Origin of the sequence: Microcoleus sp. A6-C6 (assembly GCF_036705955.1) — a bacterium.
Classification (GTDB): Bacteria; Cyanobacteriota; Cyanobacteriia; order Cyanobacteriales; family Microcoleaceae; genus Microcoleus.
This window is the reverse complement of sequence record NZ_JAUBVR010000058.1, coordinates 16,285-40,162: the sequence shown is the minus strand read 5'-3', so window position 1 is coordinate 40,162 and position 23,878 is coordinate 16,285. Positions and strand designations below refer to the sequence as shown.

14 protein-coding genes are annotated in these 23,878 nt (G+C 45.4%); 9 read left to right on the top strand and 5 right to left on the bottom strand.

What is annotated here, in order from left to right; genetic code table 11:
* Nucleotides 1–79: 79 nt before the first annotated feature.
* Entirely contained in the window at nucleotides 80–829 is a 750-nt protein-coding gene (locus QUB52_RS20950) for a DUF6444 domain-containing protein (RefSeq protein ID WP_332974559.1), read from the bottom strand.
* Nucleotides 830–1,958: 1,129 nt separating this feature from the next.
* Here QUB52_RS20950 and QUB52_RS20945 point away from each other — a divergent pair.
* Together QUB52_RS20945 and QUB52_RS20940 are read left to right on the top strand one after the other, a co-directional pair.
* Nucleotides 1,959–7,415, top strand: coding sequence for a trifunctional serine/threonine-protein kinase/ATP-binding protein/sensor histidine kinase (locus QUB52_RS20945; protein ID WP_332974558.1), 5,457 nt, complete (start codon nucleotides 1,959–1,961; stop codon nucleotides 7,413–7,415).
* 333 nt (nucleotides 7,416–7,748) lie between these two features.
* Nucleotides 7,749–8,168, top strand: coding sequence for a hypothetical protein (locus QUB52_RS20940; RefSeq protein ID WP_332974557.1), 420 nt, complete (start codon nucleotides 7,749–7,751; stop codon nucleotides 8,166–8,168).
* Between the two features lie 88 nt (nucleotides 8,169–8,256).
* Here QUB52_RS20940 and QUB52_RS20935 read toward each other — a convergent pair whose 3' ends face one another.
* Nucleotides 8,257–8,679, bottom strand: a complete 423-nt coding sequence (locus tag QUB52_RS20935; RefSeq protein WP_332974563.1) for a thiol-disulfide oxidoreductase DCC family protein — start codon at nucleotides 8,677–8,679, stop codon at nucleotides 8,257–8,259.
* A gap of 161 nt (nucleotides 8,680–8,840) precedes the next feature.
* Nucleotides 8,841–11,912, bottom strand: a complete 3,072-nt coding sequence (locus QUB52_RS20930; RefSeq protein WP_265235133.1) for a PAS domain S-box protein — start codon at nucleotides 11,910–11,912, stop codon at nucleotides 8,841–8,843.
* 412 nt (nucleotides 11,913–12,324) lie between these two features.
* Between QUB52_RS20930 and QUB52_RS20925 the strand changes: the two genes are divergently transcribed.
* From QUB52_RS20925 to QUB52_RS20910, 4 genes are all read left to right on the top strand, one after another.
* Nucleotides 12,325–13,518 carry an NAD(P)/FAD-dependent oxidoreductase gene (locus QUB52_RS20925; RefSeq protein ID WP_265235132.1) on the top strand — a complete coding sequence of 398 codons (1,194 nt, stop codon included), beginning with the start codon at nucleotides 12,325–12,327 and terminating at the stop codon, nucleotides 13,516–13,518.
* Nucleotides 13,519–13,635: 117 nt separating this feature from the next.
* Nucleotides 13,636–15,558, top strand: coding sequence for a S9 family peptidase (locus QUB52_RS20920; protein ID WP_332974556.1), 1,923 nt, complete (start codon nucleotides 13,636–13,638; stop codon nucleotides 15,556–15,558).
* 63 nt (nucleotides 15,559–15,621) lie between these two features.
* Nucleotides 15,622–16,341, top strand: coding sequence for an HAD-IA family hydrolase (locus QUB52_RS20915; protein ID WP_332974555.1), 720 nt, complete (start codon nucleotides 15,622–15,624; stop codon nucleotides 16,339–16,341).
* An 82-nt stretch (nucleotides 16,342–16,423) separates the two neighbouring features.
* Nucleotides 16,424–17,200, top strand: coding sequence for an ABC transporter permease (locus tag QUB52_RS20910; protein ID WP_332974553.1), 777 nt, complete (start codon nucleotides 16,424–16,426; stop codon nucleotides 17,198–17,200).
* Nucleotides 17,201–17,411: 211 nt separating this feature from the next.
* Here QUB52_RS20910 and QUB52_RS20905 read toward each other — a convergent pair whose 3' ends face one another.
* Both QUB52_RS20905 and QUB52_RS20900 read right to left on the bottom strand, forming a co-directional pair.
* Nucleotides 17,412–18,869 (bottom strand): serine/threonine-protein kinase, encoded by a 1,458-nt coding sequence (locus QUB52_RS20905; protein WP_332974551.1) that lies wholly within the window; start codon nucleotides 18,867–18,869, stop codon nucleotides 17,412–17,414.
* A 132-nt stretch (nucleotides 18,870–19,001) separates the two neighbouring features.
* Nucleotides 19,002–20,006 carry a LysR family transcriptional regulator gene (locus tag QUB52_RS20900; RefSeq protein ID WP_265235127.1) on the bottom strand — a complete coding sequence of 335 codons (1,005 nt, stop codon included), beginning with the start codon at nucleotides 20,004–20,006 and terminating at the stop codon, nucleotides 19,002–19,004.
* 178 nt (nucleotides 20,007–20,184) lie between these two features.
* Here QUB52_RS20900 and QUB52_RS20895 point away from each other — a divergent pair, with 178 nt between their 5' ends.
* The 3 genes from QUB52_RS20895 (at nucleotide 20,185) to QUB52_RS20885 (ending at nucleotide 23,789) form a co-directional block, all read left to right on the top strand.
* Complete coding sequence (locus QUB52_RS20895; protein WP_332974550.1) at nucleotides 20,185–20,898, top strand: NnrU family protein; 714 nt, start codon at nucleotides 20,185–20,187, stop codon at nucleotides 20,896–20,898.
* 44 nt (nucleotides 20,899–20,942) lie between these two features.
* On the top strand, nucleotides 20,943–21,320 hold the full coding sequence (locus tag QUB52_RS20890) for a thioredoxin family protein (RefSeq protein ID WP_265235125.1): 378 nt from the start codon (nucleotides 20,943–20,945) through the stop codon (nucleotides 21,318–21,320).
* Nucleotides 21,321–21,743: 423 nt separating this feature from the next.
* Complete coding sequence (locus QUB52_RS20885; RefSeq protein ID WP_332974562.1) at nucleotides 21,744–23,789, top strand: NAD(P)H-quinone oxidoreductase subunit 5; 2,046 nt, start codon at nucleotides 21,744–21,746, stop codon at nucleotides 23,787–23,789.
* The last annotated feature ends 89 nt before the right edge of the window (nucleotides 23,790–23,878 follow it).

The window sequence follows — 23,878 nt, the reverse complement described above, 5'->3', positions numbered from 1 at the left end:
AAGTTAAGAGTTGGGATTCAATCCAGTAAAGCAAAACTTTCCATTATATCATAAAATTATTTTGCAAGAGGTCTATTCTTTAACTCCCATTACACACTCTTAGGGTTTCATCTACATGAACATTTGATTGAAGAGGTGCCCATTTCCACAGTGCATTGATAGCTGGCTCTACTGCTGCTGCTACTCGTTGATTGGTTTTTTGGAGTGTTCCCACTCCCACTTCTATTGTGCCGAGTTCCCACAACAATTCAGTCAGCTTGGCGTAGGAAAGATGTCCATAATTCCCTAACCAGACGCCGGGTGCTTGGAGATTAACGCTCAAGTCTTGCCCTGGAACTATTCCCAAGGGTGGTTCTCCTCGAATTACTGCACCACATTCGAGGCATTTACACGATTGCGTCTGATATTCAACGACTTCAATTGGTTTCGCTACTAGACTTGCCACTTGCTGTCTGTGGATGTTAATTACTGCACCTAATTTTTTACTACCACAATTGAGACAGATGTCGGGTGAGCTAATCTCTGTTCTGTCTACTCGTCCAAACCCTTTGCGAGTTTTTCCCTGATGACCTGGTTGTCCACCTGGTTTCTTTTTTTGGTCTGCTTCTGGTTTGACTGTTGGTTTCTCTGATTTCCCGATCAGATCCGTTGATGGGGGCTTTGATGAAGTCTGACTGGTGGTTCGACTTTTGCCCGTAGCAATGGCTAGTTTTTCTTGCAATTCTTCAATAATTTTTTGCAGCCCCAGTACCATTTCCACCAGTTCAGCTTGGCTCAACTGCTCGATGAAGGTTTTTTTCTGCTCTTTGGTGGCTGCGGGCTTTTTCATTCGTTTATTTTACCAGCTTTTGCCACTTAAGTTTTTTTTGACCTGAATCCTTACATATATTGTTACGTGCTTTGTCGGATTGGACTTGTTCTGTCACTAATGACGGGATTGCTATCGTTACATCTCCAGCATTGCACAGCTATGCAGAGAAATGTTCAGCGTAAATAAATCAGAAATACACAAATACCTTGAAAGCTACAAGTCTGAATCATAGATAGATAGCTTCTCAGCAGTTTGTTTAAACCGAGACATTAACCGGGAACCACTAGATACCTGATGTTTCCTCACGGCGTTATCTCCGTGAACATTGCGCTAAATTGCGATCGGGGGGAATCTTCATGTCACAAAATTACTACCATTGATATCCTGTCTCACGCAACGACCGCAATAAAAGTCCCGCAGCATAACCAACATAGCTCAGCCAAGTATTTAACAATTCTGCCAGTCTGACTTTAAAGTTCCTCACCCAACTATGATAATCGAATTCTTCAGCCTGTTCACGCCATTTTCGATGTTGTCGAAATGCCTGATCAATCAATTCCAAGAACGCAGAGGCAACCGAGAGCATCCCAGTTTTGCTTTTATAGTGCGAACTCTCTAAACGAGCGCCTAAGATACTGCCTGTGTTTTTTTATGTGCGCCTGTGATCAGTAATGGGAGCCGATCTACACAACAGGTCAAGCGTCTAATGGGTGGGCTAACTGCACCAATTTCTGATGTCCGATAGCAACACTTTGTACTGTCACCTGTACCTTAAGGCGAAAACTTTAATAGTTTCTTTATTTTTACTCGCGTGACAATTCAATTACAACCCTGTCTGCGGTTTGGGGCTTGATATCTTGTCTTTTTCAAAATACCAGAGGCGGGTTTCACTAACAATCTGTACTTCATATCCACAATATCTATCAACCCGCCCCACCAGGCGACAAAATTTTATAACCAGCAATTCAACGGACATATCGAATGTTTGTTGACAATAACCAACACCGTGTTTTCACTTAGTGTATGTATCCTGTGATTTGTGACCGCAAAATATACTATGGCGATCGCACAACTCAAAATAAGGTAGTATTAGTTTAATGAGAATTAGATGCTTTAATTTTTAAGTAAAATCAAGTTGAGTTAAATTATGTTAACCTTACCACAATATCAAGTCAATTTTACTCTGCACGAAGGCGTCGAAACAATCATCTATCGCGCACAAACACCGACAGACGGACACCCAACAATCCTCAAAGTCCTCAAAGCAGAATATCCCACACTCGAAGCTATTACCAGGCTCAAGCACGAATATCAAATCCGCCAAAATTTAGACAGCCAACAAATCGTCAAAGCCCTCAGCCTCGAAACCTTTGACCACCGATTAGGAATGGTTTTAGAAGACTTTGGCGGCGAATCCCTCGCCAAACTGCTGGAAAGACAGACATTGAGTCTGCAAGCAAATTTAAACATCGCCATCTCAATAGTCAAAGCCTTACAATACCTGCATTTTCAGCACATCATCCACAAAGACATCAAGCCCAGCAACATCATAATTAATTCCCAAACAAAAGAAGTAAAACTCACCGACTTCGGCATTGCCACAAAACTCAACAAAGAAAACCCGCAATTCAACAATCCCAACTCAGTCGAAGGCACATTAGCCTATATGTCACCCGAACAAACCGGGAGAATGAACCGCACCCTCGACTACCGCACCGACTTTTATTCCCTCGGCATCACCTTGTATGAAATGCTGACCGGAAAATTGCCTTTCCCCAGCAACGACCCCTTAGAAATAGTTTACAGCCACATCGCAATTCAAGCAATTTTGCCGCATCAAATCAATTCAAAAATTCCCGTAGCCATCTCAGAGATTGTGATGAAATTGATGGCAAAAAATGCCGAAGACAGATATCAAAGTGCGGCCGGATTATTAGCCGACTTAGAAACTTCTTTGCATCAGCTAGAAAGCACAGGCAAAATAGCAGACTTCTTTCCGGGCCGCTTAGACATTCTCAGCCAACTGTTAATTCCCCAAAAATTGTACGGTAGAGAACAACCAGTCAACGAACTATTAGCAGCATTTGAACGTGTTGGGGCGGGTTTGACCAACAATTTGTTAGAAAAACTAACAACTTCAGAACAAAACCCGCCCTTATCAGGAACTAGCGAACTAATGCTAGTATCAGGTTACTCAGGTATCGGCAAATCAGCCGTAGTCAACGAAGTTAGTAAACCCATTACCAGGTCAAAAGGTTACTTCATCAGCGGCAAATTCGACCAATTCAAACGCAACATTCCCTATGCCTCATTAATCCAAGCATTTAACTCGCTGCTGCGCCAGTTGCTAACAGAAAGCGCAGCTTCTTTAGAAACATGGCGCACGAAAATATTAACAGCATTGGGAAGAGATGGGCAAGTAATTGCCGACGTAATTCCTGAACTTGAATTAATTATTGGCAAACAACCAGAAGTGCCGGGAGTCGGCACGACAGAAGCACAAAATCGCTTCAATCGGTTGTTCAAAGAATTTCTGCGCGTTTTCGCACAAAAAGAACACCCGCTAGTCATATTTTTAGACGATTTGCAGTGGGCTGATTCAGCAACATTAAAATTAATGCAACTGCTGATTACTGACCCAGAACAGCAATATCTGTTACTCATTGGTGCTTATCGAGACAATGAAGTTAGCGCGACTCACCCGTTAATTCAGACTGTAGAAGAAATAGAAAAAACTGGTACTGTTGTTAACAATATTGTGCTGCAACCGCTGGATTTAGCAGATGTGACTCAGTTAGTTGCTGAAACACTTAAGGATTGTACAGAAAAAGTCATAAATCTCGCGGATTTAATCTGGAATAAAACGGGCGGCAATCCTTTTTTCTTGACCCAATTACTCCAAGCACTTTATCAAGACAATCTTTTAAAATTTGAATTTAATCACATTACAAATGAGGCAAATCAAAGTGGCTGGTATTGGAGTATCGATGAAATCCAAGCCATTGGAATCACCGATAAAAGTGTGGTGGAACTGGTAGCTTCTCGCATTGAAAAGCTGCCCGCACCCACGCAAGAAGTGTTGAAACTAGCAGCTTGCGTGGGAGATAAATTTGCTCTAGATGTGCTGTCACTTGTTAGCGAAAAGTCAGCTAATACGACAGCAACTGAACTTTATTCAGCTTTGCAAGCAGGGTTAATTCTGCCCTTGAGCGATGCTTATCGCATTCCTTTAGTTTTCGATCGAGCCGAATCAATCAATCTCAAGTTAGACACTTCACGGGTTAGTTACAAATTTTTGCACGATCGCGTCCAGCAAGCCGCCTATTCACTAATTCCCGAAAATCAGAAGAAATCCACCCATTTAAAAATCGGTCAATTACTATTACAGAATACTCCCGATGAACAGCTAGAAGAAAACATCTTTGATATCGTCAATCAATTGAATGTCGGAATTGACACGATTAGCGAACAGTCAGAAAAAACCCAGTTAGCACAATTAAATTTAACTGCTGGAGGTAAGGCAAAATCCGCTGCTGCTTATGAAGCTGCTGTTAGGTACTTGCGCGTGGCTATGGGATTATTGGCAGAGGATAGCTGGCAGAGTCAGTATGAATTAACGCTTTCTATCTACGAGTTAACAGCCGAAGCTGAATACTTAAATATCAACTTTGAAGAATCAAAAATACTGAGTGATATCATCCTGCAACAAGCTAAAAATCTACTGGATAAGGTGAATATTTGCGAACTTCAAATACAGTCTTACAATGCTCAGAATAGACCGTTAGAAGCACTAAAAACAGGACTTGAAGTGCTGAAACTATTTGGTATTTCTTTTCCTCCAAACCCCACCTTGCTAAATATTGTGGCGGGACTGATTAAGACAAAACTAAGTTTGGGAATGAAACGAGTTGAGGATTTAGCTAACTTGCCAGAAATGACCGATCCTCATAAACAAGCAATCATGCGGATTTTATCAGGGATTCTCAGCAGTGTTGTTCAGGCAAAACCGCAACTGCTACCGCTGCTGACATTTATGATGATCCAGCAGGGCGTTAAATATGGCAACTCACTTTATGCTAGTATCGCCTACGCTTATTATGGCGCGATTTTGTGCAGGCTAGGGGATATCAATTCGGGATACCAATTCGGCGAACTGGCAATTATGCTGTTAGACAAATTTCAATCCCGTTCGCTCAAAAGTAGAGTTTATGCAGTTTTTAGTTGTTTTATTAAACATTGGAAATCCGACCTAAATTCAGTATTAGGCTATCTTATGGAAGGTTTTCAAACCGGGATGGAAACTGGAGATTTAGAATATGCAGGTTATTGTGTAAACGAATATTGCAATTACAAACTATTGATGGGAGAGCCTCTAGAGCTGGTTGAACAGGAGACTGGTAAGTATGTGAAATTAATGCAGCAACTTAAATTAGAAATGGCTGTACAGCATATAAGTATACGGAGGCAGGCAGGTCTCAATTTCTGCGGAAAATCTGTCGAATCCTGCCATTTAGTCGGCGAGAGCTTTAATGAAGTCGAAACCCTTCCCGCTTTAATAGAAGCTAAAAGTTTTCTTTTAGTTTGTTTGATTTATAACGCCAAAGCTCAGCTTAATTTTTTCTTCAAAAACTACGTGCAAGCCTTGGATAATTCAAGGTTATTTACCAAATATGAAGAAGCCGCAGCCGGACTATACGTAGTTTCCATCAGCAACTTCTATTACTCTCTCAGTCTCCTCGCTTTGTTTCCGCAAGCTGGCAAAGGTGAGCAAAAGCAATATCTAAAAAAAGTGATACAGTTCCAAAAAAAGATGAAAAAATGGGCAGATTGCGCTCCCATGAACCACCAACACAAATATGATTTGGTAGAAGCCGAGAAAGCGCGAGTGTTAGGGCAGAATGAGCGAGCAATGGATTATTACGATCGCGCAATTGCCGGCTCTCACAAAAACAAATACATCCCAGAGGAAGCATTAGCGTATGAATTAGCCGGAGAATTTTATGAATCTTTGGGTAAAGAAATCATCTCTCAGGCATACCTTACCAAAGCATATTATGCCTACATCCGCTGGGGAGCTCTAGCCAAAGTTACAGACTTAGAATTTAGATATCCTTTCTTAGTCGCACAAACGCGCACAGCAGAAATCTCAACCCTCGATGTCACCCGCACCACCACGGGCAGCACTACCAGTAACGGTTTAGGCCATTTCTTAGATTTGAGCGCTTTTGTCAAAGCTTCCCAAGCTATTACCAGTGAAATTGTGCTCGACAAGTTATTGACTAAGTTAATCAATATTTTGTTGGAAAATGCGGCTGCTCAAAAAGTAGTGCTGCTGCTGCTGAAAAACGATATCCTCTGCATAGAAGCTACTGGCACTCCTGGGGAGGATAAGGTGACACTTTTACCGTCTATTCCAGTAGAAAATTCTCAAGATGTACCGCTGTCTGCGATCAATTATGTACACCGCAGTCAAAAGCATCTGGTTTTAGACAACGCGACTGTTACCGCACCTTTTAATGCGGATGCTTACATTAGGAAATATCAAGCAAAATCAATCTTGTGTTTGCCGATTATTTATCAATGTCAGCGGCGCGGCATTATTTATCTAGAAAATGCTTTGACGGTAGGAGCTTTTACAGCAGAGAGAGTAGAAGTATTCAAAGTGTTAATTTCTCAAGTTGCTATTGCCGTAGAAAATGCTGGTTTATATGCGCGGGAGCAAGAAAAATCTCAACAATTAGAAAAATCTTTCCATGAATTGCAACAGGCGCAACTGCAACTGATTCAAAGCGAAAAAATGTCGGCTTTGGGCAACTTGATTGCAGGGGTTGCTCACGAAATTAACAATCCGCTGGGTTTTATTGCGGGGAATATTGATGCTGCGGCTGAGGCTAGCTTAGATTTGATTGATTATTTGCATCTTTATCAAGAAAAATTTCCTAATCCGGGTGATGAGTTGGAGGATAAAGCATCGGAGATTGATTTAGAATATTTGATGGAAGATTTGCCGAAAATGCTGTTGTCGATGAAGTCTGGGACTGAGCGTATTCGCAATATTAGCACGTCTCTCCGTAGTTTTTCCCGTTCTGATACTGCGAATAAGGTGTCAGCAAATATTCATGAGGGTATCGACAGCACTTTGCTGATTTTGCAGTATCGCCTGAAGGCTAAGGATACTCGCCCCGCAATTAAAATTATCAAAGAATACGGAAATATCCCGCCTGTTAAGTGTTATTTTGGGCAACTGAATCAGGTGTTTATGAATTTGCTCAGCAATGCGATCGAGTGTTTTGACGAATCCAATCAGGGCCGCACTTACGCTGAAATTCAAGCTTTACCGAATACGATCGCGATTATCACCCATGTCTCGCAGGATAACAACAGCGTGGTGATTACCATCAAAGATAACGGCGCAGGGATGTCGCCCCAGGTGCAGGCGAAAATATTTGACCATTTGTTTACGACGAAAGGAGTCGGAAAGGGTACGGGTTTGGGGCTTTCTATCAGTCGGCAAATTGTGGAGGAAACTCACGGCGGTAAGCTGAGTTGTGAGTCTGTGTTGGGTGCAGGTGCGGCATTTGCGATCGAAGTGCCGATCGACTAAAATTTATTGAGTCTGGGAAAATGTAGCAGAAAGAAGTTCGGCAGCGGATTTTGTAGCGGATGTAACGGATGTAAGGCACTCCGACCGAAGAAACCGGGTTTTTATCTGAACTGTGGGCTGTAACGCGTCTTTGTGTAAAACTGTTTATTGCCCGGAGATCCCCCTAAATCCCCCGGATAGTCGGGGGACTTTGAGCAAATTCTTGTTCCCCCCCTTTTTAAGAGGGGCTAGGGGGCTCGGACTGATCTGAACCGTATTGTTTTAAAGCAGGCAATATGCAGTTACATTGTTAGCTAAACGATCTAATAACTGTATTTGATAGGAGTATTTCGAGTGAACGCTGCCGAACAAGCCAGAAATATAGAAGTTGCTAGCAAAATTGCTGCGGTTGTTAATTTATTCAAATCCCAATTCCCGGATGCGAAAGTTGATTTGAAACCTTGGATGAATGATCAGGATACTAGGGAACTTGTCGATCCAGATTCGATCGACATTGGCTTCCATTTTCCCGGTAGAAGTCGCTTGTTACAAAGCCGCAGCATCTTGATCCAAATCCGATTTTACCAAGATCCAGTCGAAGGATCTCGGCGGGCGATCGGGGTTGAGGCCGCAGGTTACGATCATACTGGTCAACAGTGGCACTTTTCTACGGTGGAAAATTGGGGTTTTGTGGGCGCAACTGAACCCGCTGCGGAATCAGCAGAAAAGCTCAAACACTTTTGCCGCGAGATATTCGGTTTGTTTAATGGCTGAGATTAATTCTGTTGTAAGTTCGGTGCAAGTCAGTCGGCGATTGAAATCGCTCTTACACAAAGGAAGTCCGCCGACGCGGACTAAAGAATTAGCTTTGAGTGTCGCAATTGTCGATCGACCTACAGCCCACTGCATAAACCGATTTGTAAGTTGTCGATCGTTTACCAAACAAAGTATAGCGGTTGTCGCGCACTTGTTCGTACAGGCGATCGCCCATCCACTTCATCCCCGGCATCGCCCGGTAAGCCGCCACAAACACCTCGCCAACAGGTAATATCCGCCCGATTTCCTCCGCCGCATCGCTACCTTGCCAGCGTTTTTCGGGATTATTCTTATCTATCAAAATCATCCCCATTTCGCAGTCCTCAGAAGTTATCCCAAAGCGCTGTAATTGCTCTAAATCTTGCATGGAAATATACTCAAAATTATTGCCTTGGTCTAAGTTTTCTAGTAACTGCACCAAGGTGACGCAGAGATTGCAATTGCCGTCGTAAATTACGTTGTAATTCATGGTTGTGGGAAGAATGAATGGGGCATGGGGCATTGGGCATTGGGCATTGGGAATGGGGAATGGGTAATTGGTAGTAAATAACTACTGACTACTGACTACTAACTACTGACTACTAACTACTAACTACTAACTACTAACTACTGACTACTGACTACTGACTACTAACTACTGACTACAGGAATCTCGATCGCAAATTCCGTACCTTGACCCGGTGCGGAATTGCACTTCAGCCGCCCGCCGTGCTTTTCCACCACAATTTGATAGCTAATCGATAGCCCCAAACCAGTACCTTTCCCCGGTTCTTTCGTAGTAAAAAACGGATCGAATAGCCGTTGGTGAACATCTACAGGAATTCCAGGGCCGTTGTCAGCAATCCGAATCACAATATGAGAAGGACGGCGAATAGAATCATCAGAAACAGCAGAATCTGCCTGCATCAAAACATCCTGTTCATATTTTACCTCAGTACAAATCCGCAGCGTCGCCGAAGGACAAGAAGGAATAGGCGCCAGTTCCCCGTCGCCCCACTGTCCGGTTTCCATTGCCTCTTCCAAAGCATCAATTGCATTGCCAATAATATTCATAAATACCTGATTCAACTGTCCTGCATAACACTGTAAGCGCGGTAAATTGCCGAACTCTTTGAGCAGCGTAATTTTCGGATGTCCTGCCGTTTCTTTCAGCCTGTGCTGCAAAATCAACAAAGTGCTGTCAATCCCTTCGTGAATATCCACCTGTTTTTGTTCAGCTTCGTCCAAGCGCGAGAAATTCTTCAGCGACAGCACAATCTGGCGAATTCTTTCTGCTCCCATTTTCATCGATTTTAACAAGTTAGGCAAATCTTTGAGCATGAAATTTAAATCTATTTCATCTATTTCTTCTCGAATTGCCTGTGTTGGTTCTGGATATTCCTGCTGATAAAGTTGCAGCATTCTTAGCAAGTCTTGAAAGTAATCGTCCGCGTGCATGACGTTGCCGTAAATAAAGCTAACTGGGTTGTTTATTTCGTGAGCTACGCCAGCTACTAACTGCCCCAAACTTACCATTTTTTCATTTTGGACCATCATGCTTTGAGTTTTATGCACGTCCCGCAGGGCTTTCGCCAATTCTTGATTTTTAGTTCTCAATTGACTTTCGGAAAGCCGCACCGCTTCTTCTGCTTGTTTGCGATCGGTAATATCTTTGCGAATTGCTACATATTGATGGGGTTCTCCACTGCTATTTAAGAAAGGTACAATCGTAGTATCCAACCAGAATAATGTGCCGTCTTTAGCTTGATTTTTCATTTCTCCCCGCCAAACATTTCCCTGGCGGATGGTTGACCAAAGTTGCTTGAAAAAATTGGCTGGGTGATAGCCGGAATTGACAAGTTTGTGGGTTTTACCGATCAATTCCTCCCGCGAATATTTAAAGAGTTCAGAAAATTGGTCGTTGACATAGGTAATAACGCCGAATTCGTCGGTATTTGAGACAATTGCCGATTGATCTAAGGCAAATTTTTCAAATTCTAATTCTTGGAGGGTTTCGCGCAATTCTGCTTCGGCTTGTTTGCGATCGCTAATATCGGTAATCATCCGCAAAACCCCCGAAAATTCGCCCTCAGCGTCGAACATCGGTGTCGCTGAGACGATCGCCCACAAGTGAGAGCCATCAGAGCGAGTAAACTGAAAATCATGGCGTTCGCGGATGCCTTGTCGCCTCCGCTGCACATAGCTTTCAGCTATTTCCCGATCCTCGTCGCCGATAAACTCAAATAGCGATCGCCCCTGCATTTCCTCCACAGTATACCCCAGCATTTCGGCCATCCGAGAGTTAGCAAAAGTCGTGTTGCTGTCGGCGTCAAACATCCAAACGCCCTCCGAAGCAGTTTCGACAATGCAGCGGTAATAACTCTCGCTTTCCCTGACAGATTCAGTAGCTTGTTTGCGATCGGTAATATCAGTTTCTACCGCAATAAAACCTTCGAGTTCCCCAGTCTCTCGATAAATTGGGGCGATCGAAAGCGCCACCCAATAACCCTTTCCATCCTTCCTGTAATTGTAAATTTCCTGATTAAACGGCTCGCCGGCATCCAAAGCCGATCGCAATTGGGCAATAGTTAGCGGGTCTGTTTGAGGGCCTTGCAGCACATCACCCGGTTTTTTCCCCTGCATTTCGGCCAGCACGTAACCGCTAATTCGAGTAAATGCTTCATTCACCCATTCAATGCAGCCTTGAGCATCAGTAATAATCACACCATTTTGCGTTTTTTGAGCCACGATGGCTAGGCGCGACAATTCTGTTTCAGCTTTTTTGCTTTCGGTAATATCTTGAGCAATAGCCAGAATGTATTTAGGCGCGCCAGAAGCGTCAAACAAAGGAACTTTTTTAGTGTGCAAAATCCGCTTTCCCCGGTGCGGAAGTTCGATGATTTCTTCTGGCAAATCAACCTCTTTACCCGTGGTAAATACTTCTAAATCTTGTGCTTGCAAGTAATTCGCCTGATCTGCTTGCAACAAGTCAGCAGCATTATTTCCCAGCACTTCCTCGCTCGTATAGCCAAACAATTCTTCGCTAGCAGCATTCCAATAAATAAATCTTTGTTCCACGGCATCTTTAATAAAGACGCTAACCGGCAGATTTTGCAATACCGCATTCAGAAAATCTTGAGTGTTTCGCAGGTTTTCTTCAACTCGCTTCCGCTCAGTAATATCCAAAATTACTCCGTCGAGATAGACAATGGGAGACAGAGAATTTGCGATCGGCGAAATCGGCGAAACCACAGCAGACAATAATTCCTCAATTTCTCCTTGTCCCTCTTGTTTTCCTCTAGCCTCGTCTGTTTCGCAGCAGACAGCTTGGCCTTTTTCGTAAACCCAGCTAATTTTGCCGTCAGCCCTTACAATCCGGTATTCAAGGATGTACGGAGTTCTGGTTGTCACACTTGTTTGGACGGCATCATCCACATTTTTACGGTCTTGAGGATGGATAATGCTGGCAAAAGAACGCACGCGATCGTTGATAAAATCCGAGGAGGGATAGCCAGATATTTCTTGAATAGCCTCGCTCAAAAACACCATAGTCCGCATCGATCCGGCGTCGCCCCTACAGTCGCAGGTACAGCGGTAGACAGCACCGGGAATATTAGCTACTAAATTTTTATATCGTTCTTCGCTGCTTAACAAAGATGAGCTGTCTTCGTTAGGGCGATCGCCGTTTTTAAATTTTTTTGAAGAATTAGAGGAAATTTGCATGATTTTGTCACTTGTGAGTGCAGGGGCAAGTGTTGGAGTAGATGACCGTATAAAAATTGAATTTAATTTGCGTAATTATTCGTTATCAACTAATATAGTACAAAATTACTTCTGCGAACATTCATAAAATTTTATTGTGGCTAATAAGCAGAGCTAATCAAGGATATTATGTAGAAGCCAGAAGGCAGTTCGGCAACGGATTTTATAACGGATTTTATAACGGATGCAAACGGATGGATGTTCAGGAAAGATTTTTGCGATTATCCCCATCTTCCCATCTCCCCATCTCCCCATCTCCCCATCTCCCCATCTCCCTGTCTCCCCATTTCTCACTCTCGCACTCTCGCACTCTCCCACTCTCGTTACAATAAGATAAGTTGCCTGGCTATCGATCGCCCTCAAACAAAACACCATGACTCAACAACAACCCCGGATTTGCATTCTCGGCGGAGGCTTCGGCGGACTCCACACAGCCCTGCGCTTGAGTCAGTTACCCTTCTCCAAAACCGAAAAACCTGAAATTGTCCTAGTTGACCGTCGCGATCGCTTCCTGTTCGTTCCCCTGCTGTACGAGCTCCTGACTGGCGAACTCCAAACCTGGGAAATCGCCCCGCCCTTTGCCGAACTTTTGCAAAACACAGGTGTGCGCTTTTGTCAAGGTACTGTTTCCGGCATCGACTTGGAGTCCAAGCGAGTGCAGCTACACGACGGGCCAGAAATTCCGTGCGATCGCCTCGTTTTAGCTTTAGGTGGCGAAACTCCCCTAGATATGGTCAAAGGAGCCGTTGAATACGCTTATTCCTTCCGCAGCCTCGATGACGCCTACCGCTTGGAAGAAAGACTGCGATTTTTAGAAGCTAGTGACACCGATAAAATTCGGGTGGCGATCGTCGGTGCAGGTTATTCGGGAGTAGAATTAGCTTGTAAATTAGCCGATCGACTCGGAGACAAAGGTCGCGTGCGGTTAGTAGAGCAAGGCGACACGATTTTGCGGACATCGCCGGAGTTTAACCGCGAAGCCGCCAACAAAGCATTAGAAAAACGCAAAGTCTGGATCGACTTAGAAACCACAGTAGAGGCGATCGAATCCGACACCATATCCCTACTCTACAAAGGACAACTAGATGTTCTCCCCGTAGACATAGTATTGTGGACAGTAGGAACCCAAGTTAGTCAACCAGTGCGATCGCTCCCCCTCAAACAAAACCACCGCGGTCAACTAATAGTTAACTCCCAGATGCAAATTATCGACCATCCAGACATATTTGCCTTGGGAGACTTAGCCGAATGTCACGACGCAACAGGTCAACAAGTCCCCGGAACAGCGCAAACAGCCATCCAGCAAGCCGACTACACCGCCTGGAACATTTGGGCATCACTCACAGGCCGCCCATTACTACCTTTCCGGTACCAGTCGCTAGGAGAAATGATCACATTAGGAATAGACGAAGCCACCCTCACAGGTTTAGGAATTCAACTCGATGGACAACTAGGACACATTGCGCGCCGCCTAGCATATCTCTATCGGATGCCAACATTTGATCATCAATTAAAAGTTGGTTTCAACTGGATTAGCAAACCAATTCAGGAGTTGCTTAAAAAGTAATCAATGCTTCTTTAAATAGATCAGTAACAGGCAAGATGCCTGTTCCACAAAGATTTAGTTTTCTATTGGAATGGGCATCTTGCCCGTTCCAATAGAGAATCTTAATCACAATAAAAAATGCAAAATATAACAGTTCAAGATCCAAAAACCGAACTTCCAGTCCTAATCGAGCGGGAAATTCTTTTCGGCAACCCCGAAAAAACTCGCCCCAGCCTTTCACCCGACGGCAAGTATCTCGCCTACATTGCACCCGACGAAAACAACGTCTTGCAAGTGCGACTCCGTACCGTAGGTCAAGCAGATGACCGCCAACTAACAGCCGAGAAAAAACGCGGCATCCGCATCTTTTTCTGGACTTACAGCGGCGAAGATCTCATTTATCAGCAAGATATTGATGGTGATGAAAGCTGGCATTTCTTCTCAGTCAATATCCAGTCAAATCTCGTTCGCGACTTGACACCATTTCAAGGCATTCAAGCTCAGCCGATCGCCCTTGACCGCAACTTCCCCAATGAAATCTTAGTGGGAATGAACATCCGCGATCGGCGCAAACACGATGTTTACCGCATCAACCTGAAAAATGGCGCCGTTGAACTCGACACCAAAAACCCAGGTAACATCCTCAGTCGGACTTGGACTGCTGACGCCCAATTTCAAGTGCGGGCGGCCACAGCTACAACTCCCGATGGCGGCTCAGAATTGTTATGGAGGGAAACTGCGGACAAGTCTTGGGAAAGCCTGCGAAGCTGGGGCGCCGACGACGAAGGCGGTGCCTTCATGTTCTCCGAAAACGGCAAAATTCTTTACATCATTGGCAATCACGATGCTAACGCCGAACGTTTGATCGCATTCGACTTGGAAACCAAACAGGAAACGGAGATTATCTCTGACCCAGAATACGATCTTGGCGGTATTGTCGTACACCCCACCAAGCGAGAGATTCAGGCAGTTTCCTTCTACAAGGACAAGCAAGAGTGGCAGATTTTAGATCAAAGTATAGCAGAGGATTTTGAGGCGATCGGCAAATTCCGTCCCGGCGAATTCGACCTCACCAGCCGCAACCTCGCCGACACTACTTGGCTAGTCGCTTACATCACAGACGACGGCCCATATTACTACTATGTGTTCGATCGCGCCTCCAAAACCTTCACCTTCCTATTCAGCAACCAACCAAAACTCGAAAACCTGCCGCTGTCGTCAATGGAACCGATAGCTTACACAGCAAGAGATGGTTTAACCATTCACGGCTACCTGACAAAACCTGTCGGCGTCTCAACACCCGTACCGACAGTCTTGCTAGTTCACGGCGGCCCCTGGGGACGCGATACCTGGGGTTACGATCGAGAAGCCCAATGGCTGTCAAACAGAGGTTACGCCGTCCTGCAAATCAATTTTCGCGGTTCCGCCGGCTACGGCAAAGCCTTTCTCAATGCCGGCAATCGCGAATGGGCAGCTAAAATGCACGACGACTTGCTAGATGGCGTAAATTGGCTGGTAGAAACAGGAATTGCCCAACAGGATAAAATTGCGATTATGGGCGGTTCATACGGCGGTTATGCTGCCTTAGTGGGATTGACTTTTAGTCCCGATGTTTTTGCTTGCGCCGTCGATATTGTCGGGCCAAGCAATTTGATTACGCTGCTGCAAACTATTCCCCCTTACTGGGAACCGAGAAAAGCAAGTCTGTATCACCGCGTCGGCAATTTGGAAATAGAACCAGAGTTTTTGAAATTGCGATCGCCTTTATTTTTTGTCGATCGCATCCAGAAACCTTTACTAATCGGCCAAGGCGCTAACGACCCGCGAGTGAAAGTAGCAGAAAGTGAGCAAATTGTCAATGCCATGAAGCAAGCCGGCAAACCTGTAGAATACGTGCTTTATACAGACGAAGGACACGGATTTGCGCGCCCAGAAAATCGCCTGCACTTTTATGCGATCGCCGAAGAATTCCTCGCCAAATATTTAGGCGGTCGATTTGAACCAGCCGATAATATTGCCAATCATTCCGGTGTGTTAAATCCCCCAACCACTAACAACTGACAACCAACTAACTAATGACTAATGACTAATGCCAACTGCCAACTGCCAACTCCCAACTGACTAATGACAAAACTTATCTTTTTAGATGCCGCCGGCACCTTATTTGACGTTCGCGGCAGCGTCGGCGAAGTCTACGCACAACTAGCCAAAAAAATCGGAGTAACAGTTAAAAGCGAAGACTTAAATGCAGCATTTTACCAAAGCTTCGTCTCAGCAAGTCCGATGACATTTCCAGGAATAGAAGCAGCAAAAATTCCCCAACTAGAATTTGATTGGTGGCTAGCAGTTTCCGCTAAAGCATTCCAAATAGCAGGCGTTTTCCACCAATTTTCAGACTATCCAAAATTCTTTGCCGAACTCTACGCTCATTTTGCCACCGCCGAACCTTGGTTCGTCTATCCAGACGTATTACCAGCATTAAATAAATGGCAACAACAAGGAATTGAATTAGCAGTAGTCTCGAATTTCGATTCGCGACTTTATCCAGTATTGAAAGCCCTCGACTTAGCCAAATATTTCACATCAGTCACAATTTCCACCGAAGTAGGTGCAGCAAAACCCCAGCCGGAAATTTTTACAGCAGCGTTGCAAAAGCACAACTGCACAGCCGAAAATGTCTGGCATATCGGCGACAGTTTCAAAGCAGATTATTGCGGTGCCAAAGCCGCAGGCTTACAAGCAATTTGGTTGAACCGACAACAGGAAAAAGTGGCAGAAAGCAAATTGCCTTTAACTGAAACCAAATTAGAACAGTGCAGCAGTCTTGATTATTTGGCAATTTAACTTGATAATTATCTAGATATAATATTTAGTCCCGTTAATTAACAGGACTTGATATCAATTATGTAAATCACCTCGCCCAACCATGAAAAAAAACTCAATCCAAACTATACTAACAGACACAATGACCGTGTTTTGGGGAGAATGGCTAGATTTGCGAGTCCGAATCCTGCCAATTGCCGCCGCTGGTTTAACCTCTCCATTAATTTACATTCTAGCTTTTGGTTTCGGCTTGGGTAGTTCCATGCCTAAACCTGCAATTGGTGGCAATTATCTAGAATTCATGCTGCCGGGAATGGTGGCACTTTCATCGATGACAGTAAGTTTTACAGGCGCAGTATTTTCTATTTGTGGTGAACGCCTTTTTAGTAAAACATTTGAGGAATTGCTATTGCTGCCGGTACACCCTTTAGCTTTGCACGCAGGCAAAATGCTAGCCGGAATACTCCGGGGATTGCTAACCTCGGTTTCGGTGATTTTAGTAGCAGTTTTGTTTACTCAAAAGCTGGTATTTCTGCATCCGCTATTTTTGTTAGTGATTATTCTAAATTCCGCTGTGTTTGCGGGGATGGGAGTGATAGTGGGTTTAAATGTAAAATCTCTGGAATCAGTCGGATTGTACACCAATTTTCTGATAACTCCCATGTCATTTTTAGGTGCGACTTTTTTTGACCCCGCATCTCTACCGGTAGCCATGAAAGGCATAGTTTATCTGTTGCCACTGACTTATGCCAGTATTGGATTGAGGGCTGCTGCTTATGATATGGCAAAGTTTCCTTGGTACAGCATACCTGTTTTGTTGGCGGCTGCGATCGCCTTTTCTGCGATCGGTGCCCGCCAGTTTTCTACTCAGCAAGACTGAATAAAGAAGTCATTTGTCATTTGTCATTTGTCATTTGTCATTTGTCATTTGTCATTTGTCATTTGTCATTTGTCATTTGTCATTTGTCATTTGTCATTTGTCATTTGTCATTTGTCATTTGTCATTTGTCATTTGTCATTTAACTCTCGTTCCCAGGCTGAGCCTGGGAATAAATACCCAGAAGCTCTGCCTCTAGAAACTCAGAAATGGCTTAAAAAATATTAGAAAGTAACTTATAGATCAAGCGGAAAATAGCTGTTGCTGCGATAGCCCCCAACGCCGCCAACCATCCCACAAATAACACGCCTGTGATCGGAGAATTCGGATAAATCGTCACTGCGGTGCGCAAAGCTGGGAAAAACCACAGCACAGCCAGAGTACCTGCGCTAATAATCAGCATCTCAGTTTGCTCGATCGCCCTGCGGTACTGGCCAAAAATCAGACCCCCCACAATCATCCCCAACAATCCGATGCTCACGCCTGGATTCGGCAGCAAACTCGTCAGGGCGATCGCCAGCAACCCCCCCTCAAAACCCGTAAACGCAGCCCCTCCCAAAACATCCCAAATCGAAAAAGCCCCTCTCGGCGGAGGTTGCAGATTTCCCGGAGGAGTCACAGGAACAGGCACGGGAGGCGGCAGAGGAGGTGGTAGCTGCACAGGAGGTAGGGGAGGCGGAGTCGGTACTACAGGTGGCTGTACGACCATCGTAGGCTGTTGAGAATTGTATTTCAGAGCCGCTTCCACCTCCGCAGCCGATTGATAGCGCTGGCTGGGAGCCGGCAATAACATTCGATCGAGAACTTCAGCCAAACGCGAACTTACCTGCACGCGAGAATGCCAATTCCACTCATTTTGATAACTATCAAACAACTCCGTCGGCTGCAAACCACTCAGCAAACTAATGCAAGTCACAGCCAAAGCATAAAAATCCGTTGCTGGATAAACTTCTTGTCCGCTCATCTGTTCTGGCGGAGCATAACCCAAAGAATAAATACCAGTCGAAGCCTTAGAAGTGCCCGCAGTTTGCGTCACCTGTTTGACAGCCCCAAAATCTAATAAATAAAGCCGACCATTTTTAGCCCGCATAATATTAGCAGGTTTAATATCCCGGTGAATCGAACCGCGAGAGTGCACAAAATCAAGAACCTTCAAAATTTCCCGCAGCACCTCCATCGTTTCATCCTCAGAAAACTTACCTTTAACAGCAAGTTCTTCCTCCAAATTTTCACCATCAATAAATTCTTGAACCAGATAGAAAAACTGATCGTTTTTCCCCCCTTGCAAACTCGTAACAGTCAGCTCAAAAAACGCCAGCAAACCCGGAATTTGCGAATGTTCATTTCCCAGTTCTTCTAGCACGGCCGCTTCCCGTTCAAACAAAGTTTGAGCAATTTTTAGCTGTGCCGGAGTCAGACTTATCGACGGCTGCAAAAGTTTAGCAACGCACTGCCGCATCCCCGGAGTATAGCGGTCTCTGGCCAAAAACGCCGCTCCAAAACCGCCTTGACCTAACAACCTCACGGGCAAATAGCGGCCGCTCAAAATCATGGGCATCCCGCAAGTCGTGCAAAACTTTTGCTGCACCGTTTTCAGCATCGAACTGTCATCGAGATCGGAAAAATAGTTTTGAGGGCGCGGGCAGCCCGGACGGGTGCAGTAAACTTCCATTTTGGTTTGCTAATTGGTAATTGGGAATTGGTAATTGTAATTGGGAAAAAAGCCAATTTTATCAGGGGTTGTCCAACCAGATTTTGATCTCTCAACTAACCGCTAACTCCTAACTGCCGGCGACTTAACAAATTAACTTCCCCCTGAGTTGGGAGTTGCTATTTCTATGAGACCCAAATCGATCGCCTGGGCTTCTTTCTTCTCCTGGGTAGTCGAATAAGTAGCAAACTGGGGCAGAATTTCATTGCTGAAAGCCTCAGCAGCTTTAGAACGGTAACGGTTGGGGTTGTAAATCAGCGACAAAATCCGAGTTACCAAAACTTCGTCCATTTTAGATTTGTGTAAAACGCCCATCATCAACTCTTTTTCGATCGCCGAAACCGACACAAAAGCAGCACCCAGCCCCGACTGAACAGCATTTTTAATTGCTTCGATCGAATTTAGTTCCATCTCAATTTTCAGGCGGCGCGTGTCAATGCCACAGCGAGTCAACACCTGATCGATGACTTTGCGGATAGTAGACTGCGAATCCAGGCAAATAAACTGCAATTTATAAAGGTCTTCTTTTTGGATACTTTCTTGTTGTACCATCGGGTGAGACGGCGGGAGAATCAGAGCCAATTCGTCCTCAGCATAAGGAACAATTTCTAAAGCTTCTACAAGTTCGGTAGGGATTTCTCCGCCAACAATTGCCAAATCGATTTGCCCATTGGCCACACTCCACGCCGTGCGGCGGGTCGAGTGTACGTGAAGTTGTACCGCTACATCCGGGTACTTTTGCCGAAACATCCCAATCATCCGGGGTAGCAAATACGTCCCCGTTGTTTGAGATGCGCCGACAATCAAAGTACCGCCTTGGAGATTTTGCAAGTCTTCCAGAGCTCGACAAGTTTCTTGACAAAGCGATAAAATTTTCTCGCCGTAACTCAGCAGCAGGTGTCCAGCTTCGGTCAGTTGCGCCCTGCGCCCCCCCCGGTCAAACAGCGGTACGTTCAATTGTCTCTCTAAGTTTTGTACCTGCAAGCTAACTGCTGGCTGGGATACGTAGAGGCTGTCGGCGGCGCGTTTGAAGCTTCCTTCAGAGGCGATCGCCTTGAGAATGCGTAACTGGTCTAAAGTGAAAGGAAGGTCAGACATATATCTAAATTGTCAGTTGTCAGTTGTCAGTTGTCAGTTGTCAGTTGTCAGTTGTCAGTTAACTTTTTAAACAGTTGAGTGCCGGCTGATGACCAATGACTGATAACCGCTGAATGATCCCATAGATACTTTGTGACACAATTTGGCAGAGAATCAATAACTTTTCTTAATATTTACGATGACGATCGACTGGCCACTCGACTCCCACTTAGTTATTCTCGGACTTTTACTGATGTTTGCGATCGCCCACAGCGGTTTAGCAGCCCTCCGCCCGAAAGGTGAAAAGCTAATCGGGCCGAGACTTTACCGCGTTTTGTTTGCCCTTGTCAGTTTGCCGCTGGCGGTGATTTTGGTTGTCTACTTTTTCAACCACCGCTACGACGGCGTGCAGCTTTGGCAAGTACAGGGCGTGCCGGCAGTTAAACCCTTAGTTTGGATACTTTCGGCAATTTCCTTTCTGTTTCTGTACCCAGCAACTTTCAACCTTCTAGAAATTGCCGCCATCCAAAAGCCGGAAGTTCACCTCTACGAAGCCGGCATCATTCGCATCACCCGTCACCCGCAAATGGTGGGACAGGTGATTTGGTGTGTGGCCCACACCCTGTGGATTGGCACTAGCTTTACCCTCGTCACTTCCATCGGTTTGATACTTCACCACCTGTTCGGAGTGTGGCACGGCGACAGTCGGCTGCGAGCTCGTTTTGGCGAATCCTTTGAAACCATCAAATCTCGCACCTCAATTATTCCATTTTTGGCAATCCTGCAAAAGCGTCAAACCCTTGATTTGCTTGAGTTTATGCGTCCTTCCTACGTAGGTGTAGTTATTTTTACGGGCCTGTTGTGGAAAATTCATCCTTTTTTGATGCGTGTCACGGGGAACATATACTGGTAGCATGATCCCTAGGATAGAAAAAAATTATTAAATTTTGAGGGATCATGGTGTTGTCGGTTAGCGAACGCACTTTTGCACAAGAGGTATTTCAAGCCTCTACCCCCGTTTTAGTTCACTTTTGGGCACCTTGGTGCGGTTTGTGCCGCGCGATCGACCCTACGGTTACGACATTTGAGGCAGATTGGGCAGGAAAAGTTAAGATCCTAGGGGTGAATGCCGATCAATCTTTCAAGTTGGCCAACACTTACCGGCTGACAAGTCTGCCGACACTGATTTTGTTTGAGGGCGATCGAGCTCGATTTAGATTTGAACATTATCAAGGACGCGAGGAACTGCGGCGCACTCTGGATTCCTGGATGCTGGCCACTCAAAGCTCTTCCCCATCTCAACGAATGCAACCGCAGGAAGCATTTAACAGATAACGTTTCCAAAGCATTGGGCTCTTGCGTAGAAAGCATTGGGCTCTTGCGTAGAAAGCATTAGAAATTCCCCATTTGTCGATCGACCATCCGATCCAAAATAAATATCGTAGTCTTGTATACACAGGACTGCGATATTTTTCTATCTATCTTTTGACGTAGATTTAAAGAAGACTGAGCGGTTGAAACCGCGTCTATACAAACAAAACCCGAGCTCAGAGGGGTTGAAGAATTGACGGTGAAAATTACGTAAAACGTAATTTTATTCAGTCCGCGGAGGCGGACTTGGTTTTTGTAGACGCCGTTTCAACCGCCGTCTTATCTTAAGAATTGCAGCGAGTATTTTTGCCCAGTCGCGCAGGCGTGTGTCACAATTGTTTACAGTTTTGGCAATATCTAGTAGAAACTTTAAACTACCTATCAGTCATGGAACTGCTTTATCAATACGCTTGGCTGATTCCAGTCCTGCCGCTGGCAGGCGCAATGCTAGTAGGTCTAGGCTTAATCACCTTTAACCAGGCCACCAACAAACTCCGACAAGCGAATGCGATCTTCATCGTCTCCACGCTCGGAGGGTCAATGGTACTATCTTTCGCACTGCTGTGGAGTCAAATACAGGGCCACGAACCCTACACCCGCACTATTGAGTGGGCTTCTGCTGGCGACTTCTCGCTGAACATGGGCTATATCATCGACCCCCTCACGTCGGTAATGCTGGCGATCGTCACCACGGTCGCCTTTTTGGTGATGATTTACACCGACGGGTACATGGCACACGATGACGGGTACGTGCGCTTTTACGCCTACCTGAGCATCTTCAGCGCCTCAATGTTAGGTCTAGTCCTCAGCCCGAACATCATTCAGATTTATATTTTCTGGGAATTGGTAGGTATGTGTTCGTACCTGCTAGTTGGATTTTGGTACGATCGCAAACCCGCAGCAGACGCCTGCCAAAAAGCCTTCGTCACCAACCGCGTCGGCGACTTCGGCCTGCTGTTGGGCATTCTCGGCATTTACTGGGCAACCGGTAGCTTTGAATTTGACGTAATGGGCGATCGCCTGCACTCCCTAGTCGAATCCGGCGCCCTTTCGGCGACTCTAGCGACAATCTTCGGCGTTTTGATCTTTTTGGGCCCAGTCGCCAAATCAGCTCAATTCCCCCTCCACGTCTGGCTCCCAGACGCAATGGAAGGCCCTACACCGATTTCAGCCTTGATTCACGCAGCCACGATGGTAGCCGCCGGAGTCTTCCTGATTGCTCGGATGTATCCAGTATTGGAAGGCCTGCCGGAAGTCATGAATTTGATCGCCTGCACCGGCTGTTTTACAGCATTCATGGGTGCTTCGATCGCAATTACGCAAAATGACATCAAAAAAGGCTTAGCCTACTCCACTATCTCCCAATTGGGCTACATGGTCATGGCAATGGGAGTCGGCGCATACAGTGCCGGACTCTTCCACTTAATGACCCACGCTTACTTCAAAGCAATGCTGTTCCTGTGTTCAGGTTCAGTCATTCACGGCATGGAAGATGTCGTCGGCCACAACCCCGCACTCGCTCAAGACATGAGAGTCATGGGCGGCTTGCGTAAATATATGCCGATTACCGCTTCTTGCTTTTTAATCGGCAATTTAGCAATCTGTGGCATTCCACCCTTTGCAGGTTTCTGGTCAAAAGACGAAATCCTCGCCCAAGCTTTTCACGCTAATCCCGCTCTCTGGGCTGTGAGTTGGCTGACTGCCGGCATGACCGCGTTTTATATGTTTCGGATGTATTTCAGCACCTTTGAGGGCGAATTCCGAGGCAATGACAACGCGATCAAACAGCAACTTCTGCAACCAGGTTTGGTCTTCGGCCCTGGAGCAATGAATGTTAAGGAATTGGCATCCACTGGCGAAAGTCACGACGAACACGACCATTTTCCTCACGAATCTCCTCTGACAATGGCTCTGCCGTTAGTGTTGTTGGCAGTACCTTCTGTGTTTATCGGTTTTCTCGGTACGCCGTTTGCCAATTATTTCGAGCAGTTTGTGCGCGCGCCAGGGGAATCTCTGGAAGAAGTTTTGGCACACGCTGCGGAGTTCGATTTGACGGAATTTTTAATCATGGGCGGGAGCTCTGTAGGTATTGCTTTACTGGGCATTACTTTGGCTTCGCTGATGTATTTAAGCCGTAAAATTGATGCTGGCGCGATCGCCCAAAAAATCAAACCGCTTTACGAGTTCTCCCTCAACAAGTGGTATCTCGACGATATCAACGAAGTTCTCTTCGTCAAAGGCAGCCGTCGTTTAGCGCGGCAAGTCATGGAAGTGGATTTGCGAGTTGTCGATGGTATCGTCAACTTGACAGGGTTTCTGACTCTGGTTACGGGCGAAGGTTTGAAATACTTTGAAAGCGGCCGTGCTCAATTTTATGCCCTGATTGTGTTTGTCGCAGTTCTGGGTTTTGCGATCGTTTCTGGAGTCAGTTAAATCTGTAGGGAAATGGCAATGCCTATTGGTCTCAACAATCGCCTGAAACCTTTTGTCTTTCTCCTTTACTGCCGAGGTCTGATCCCCCT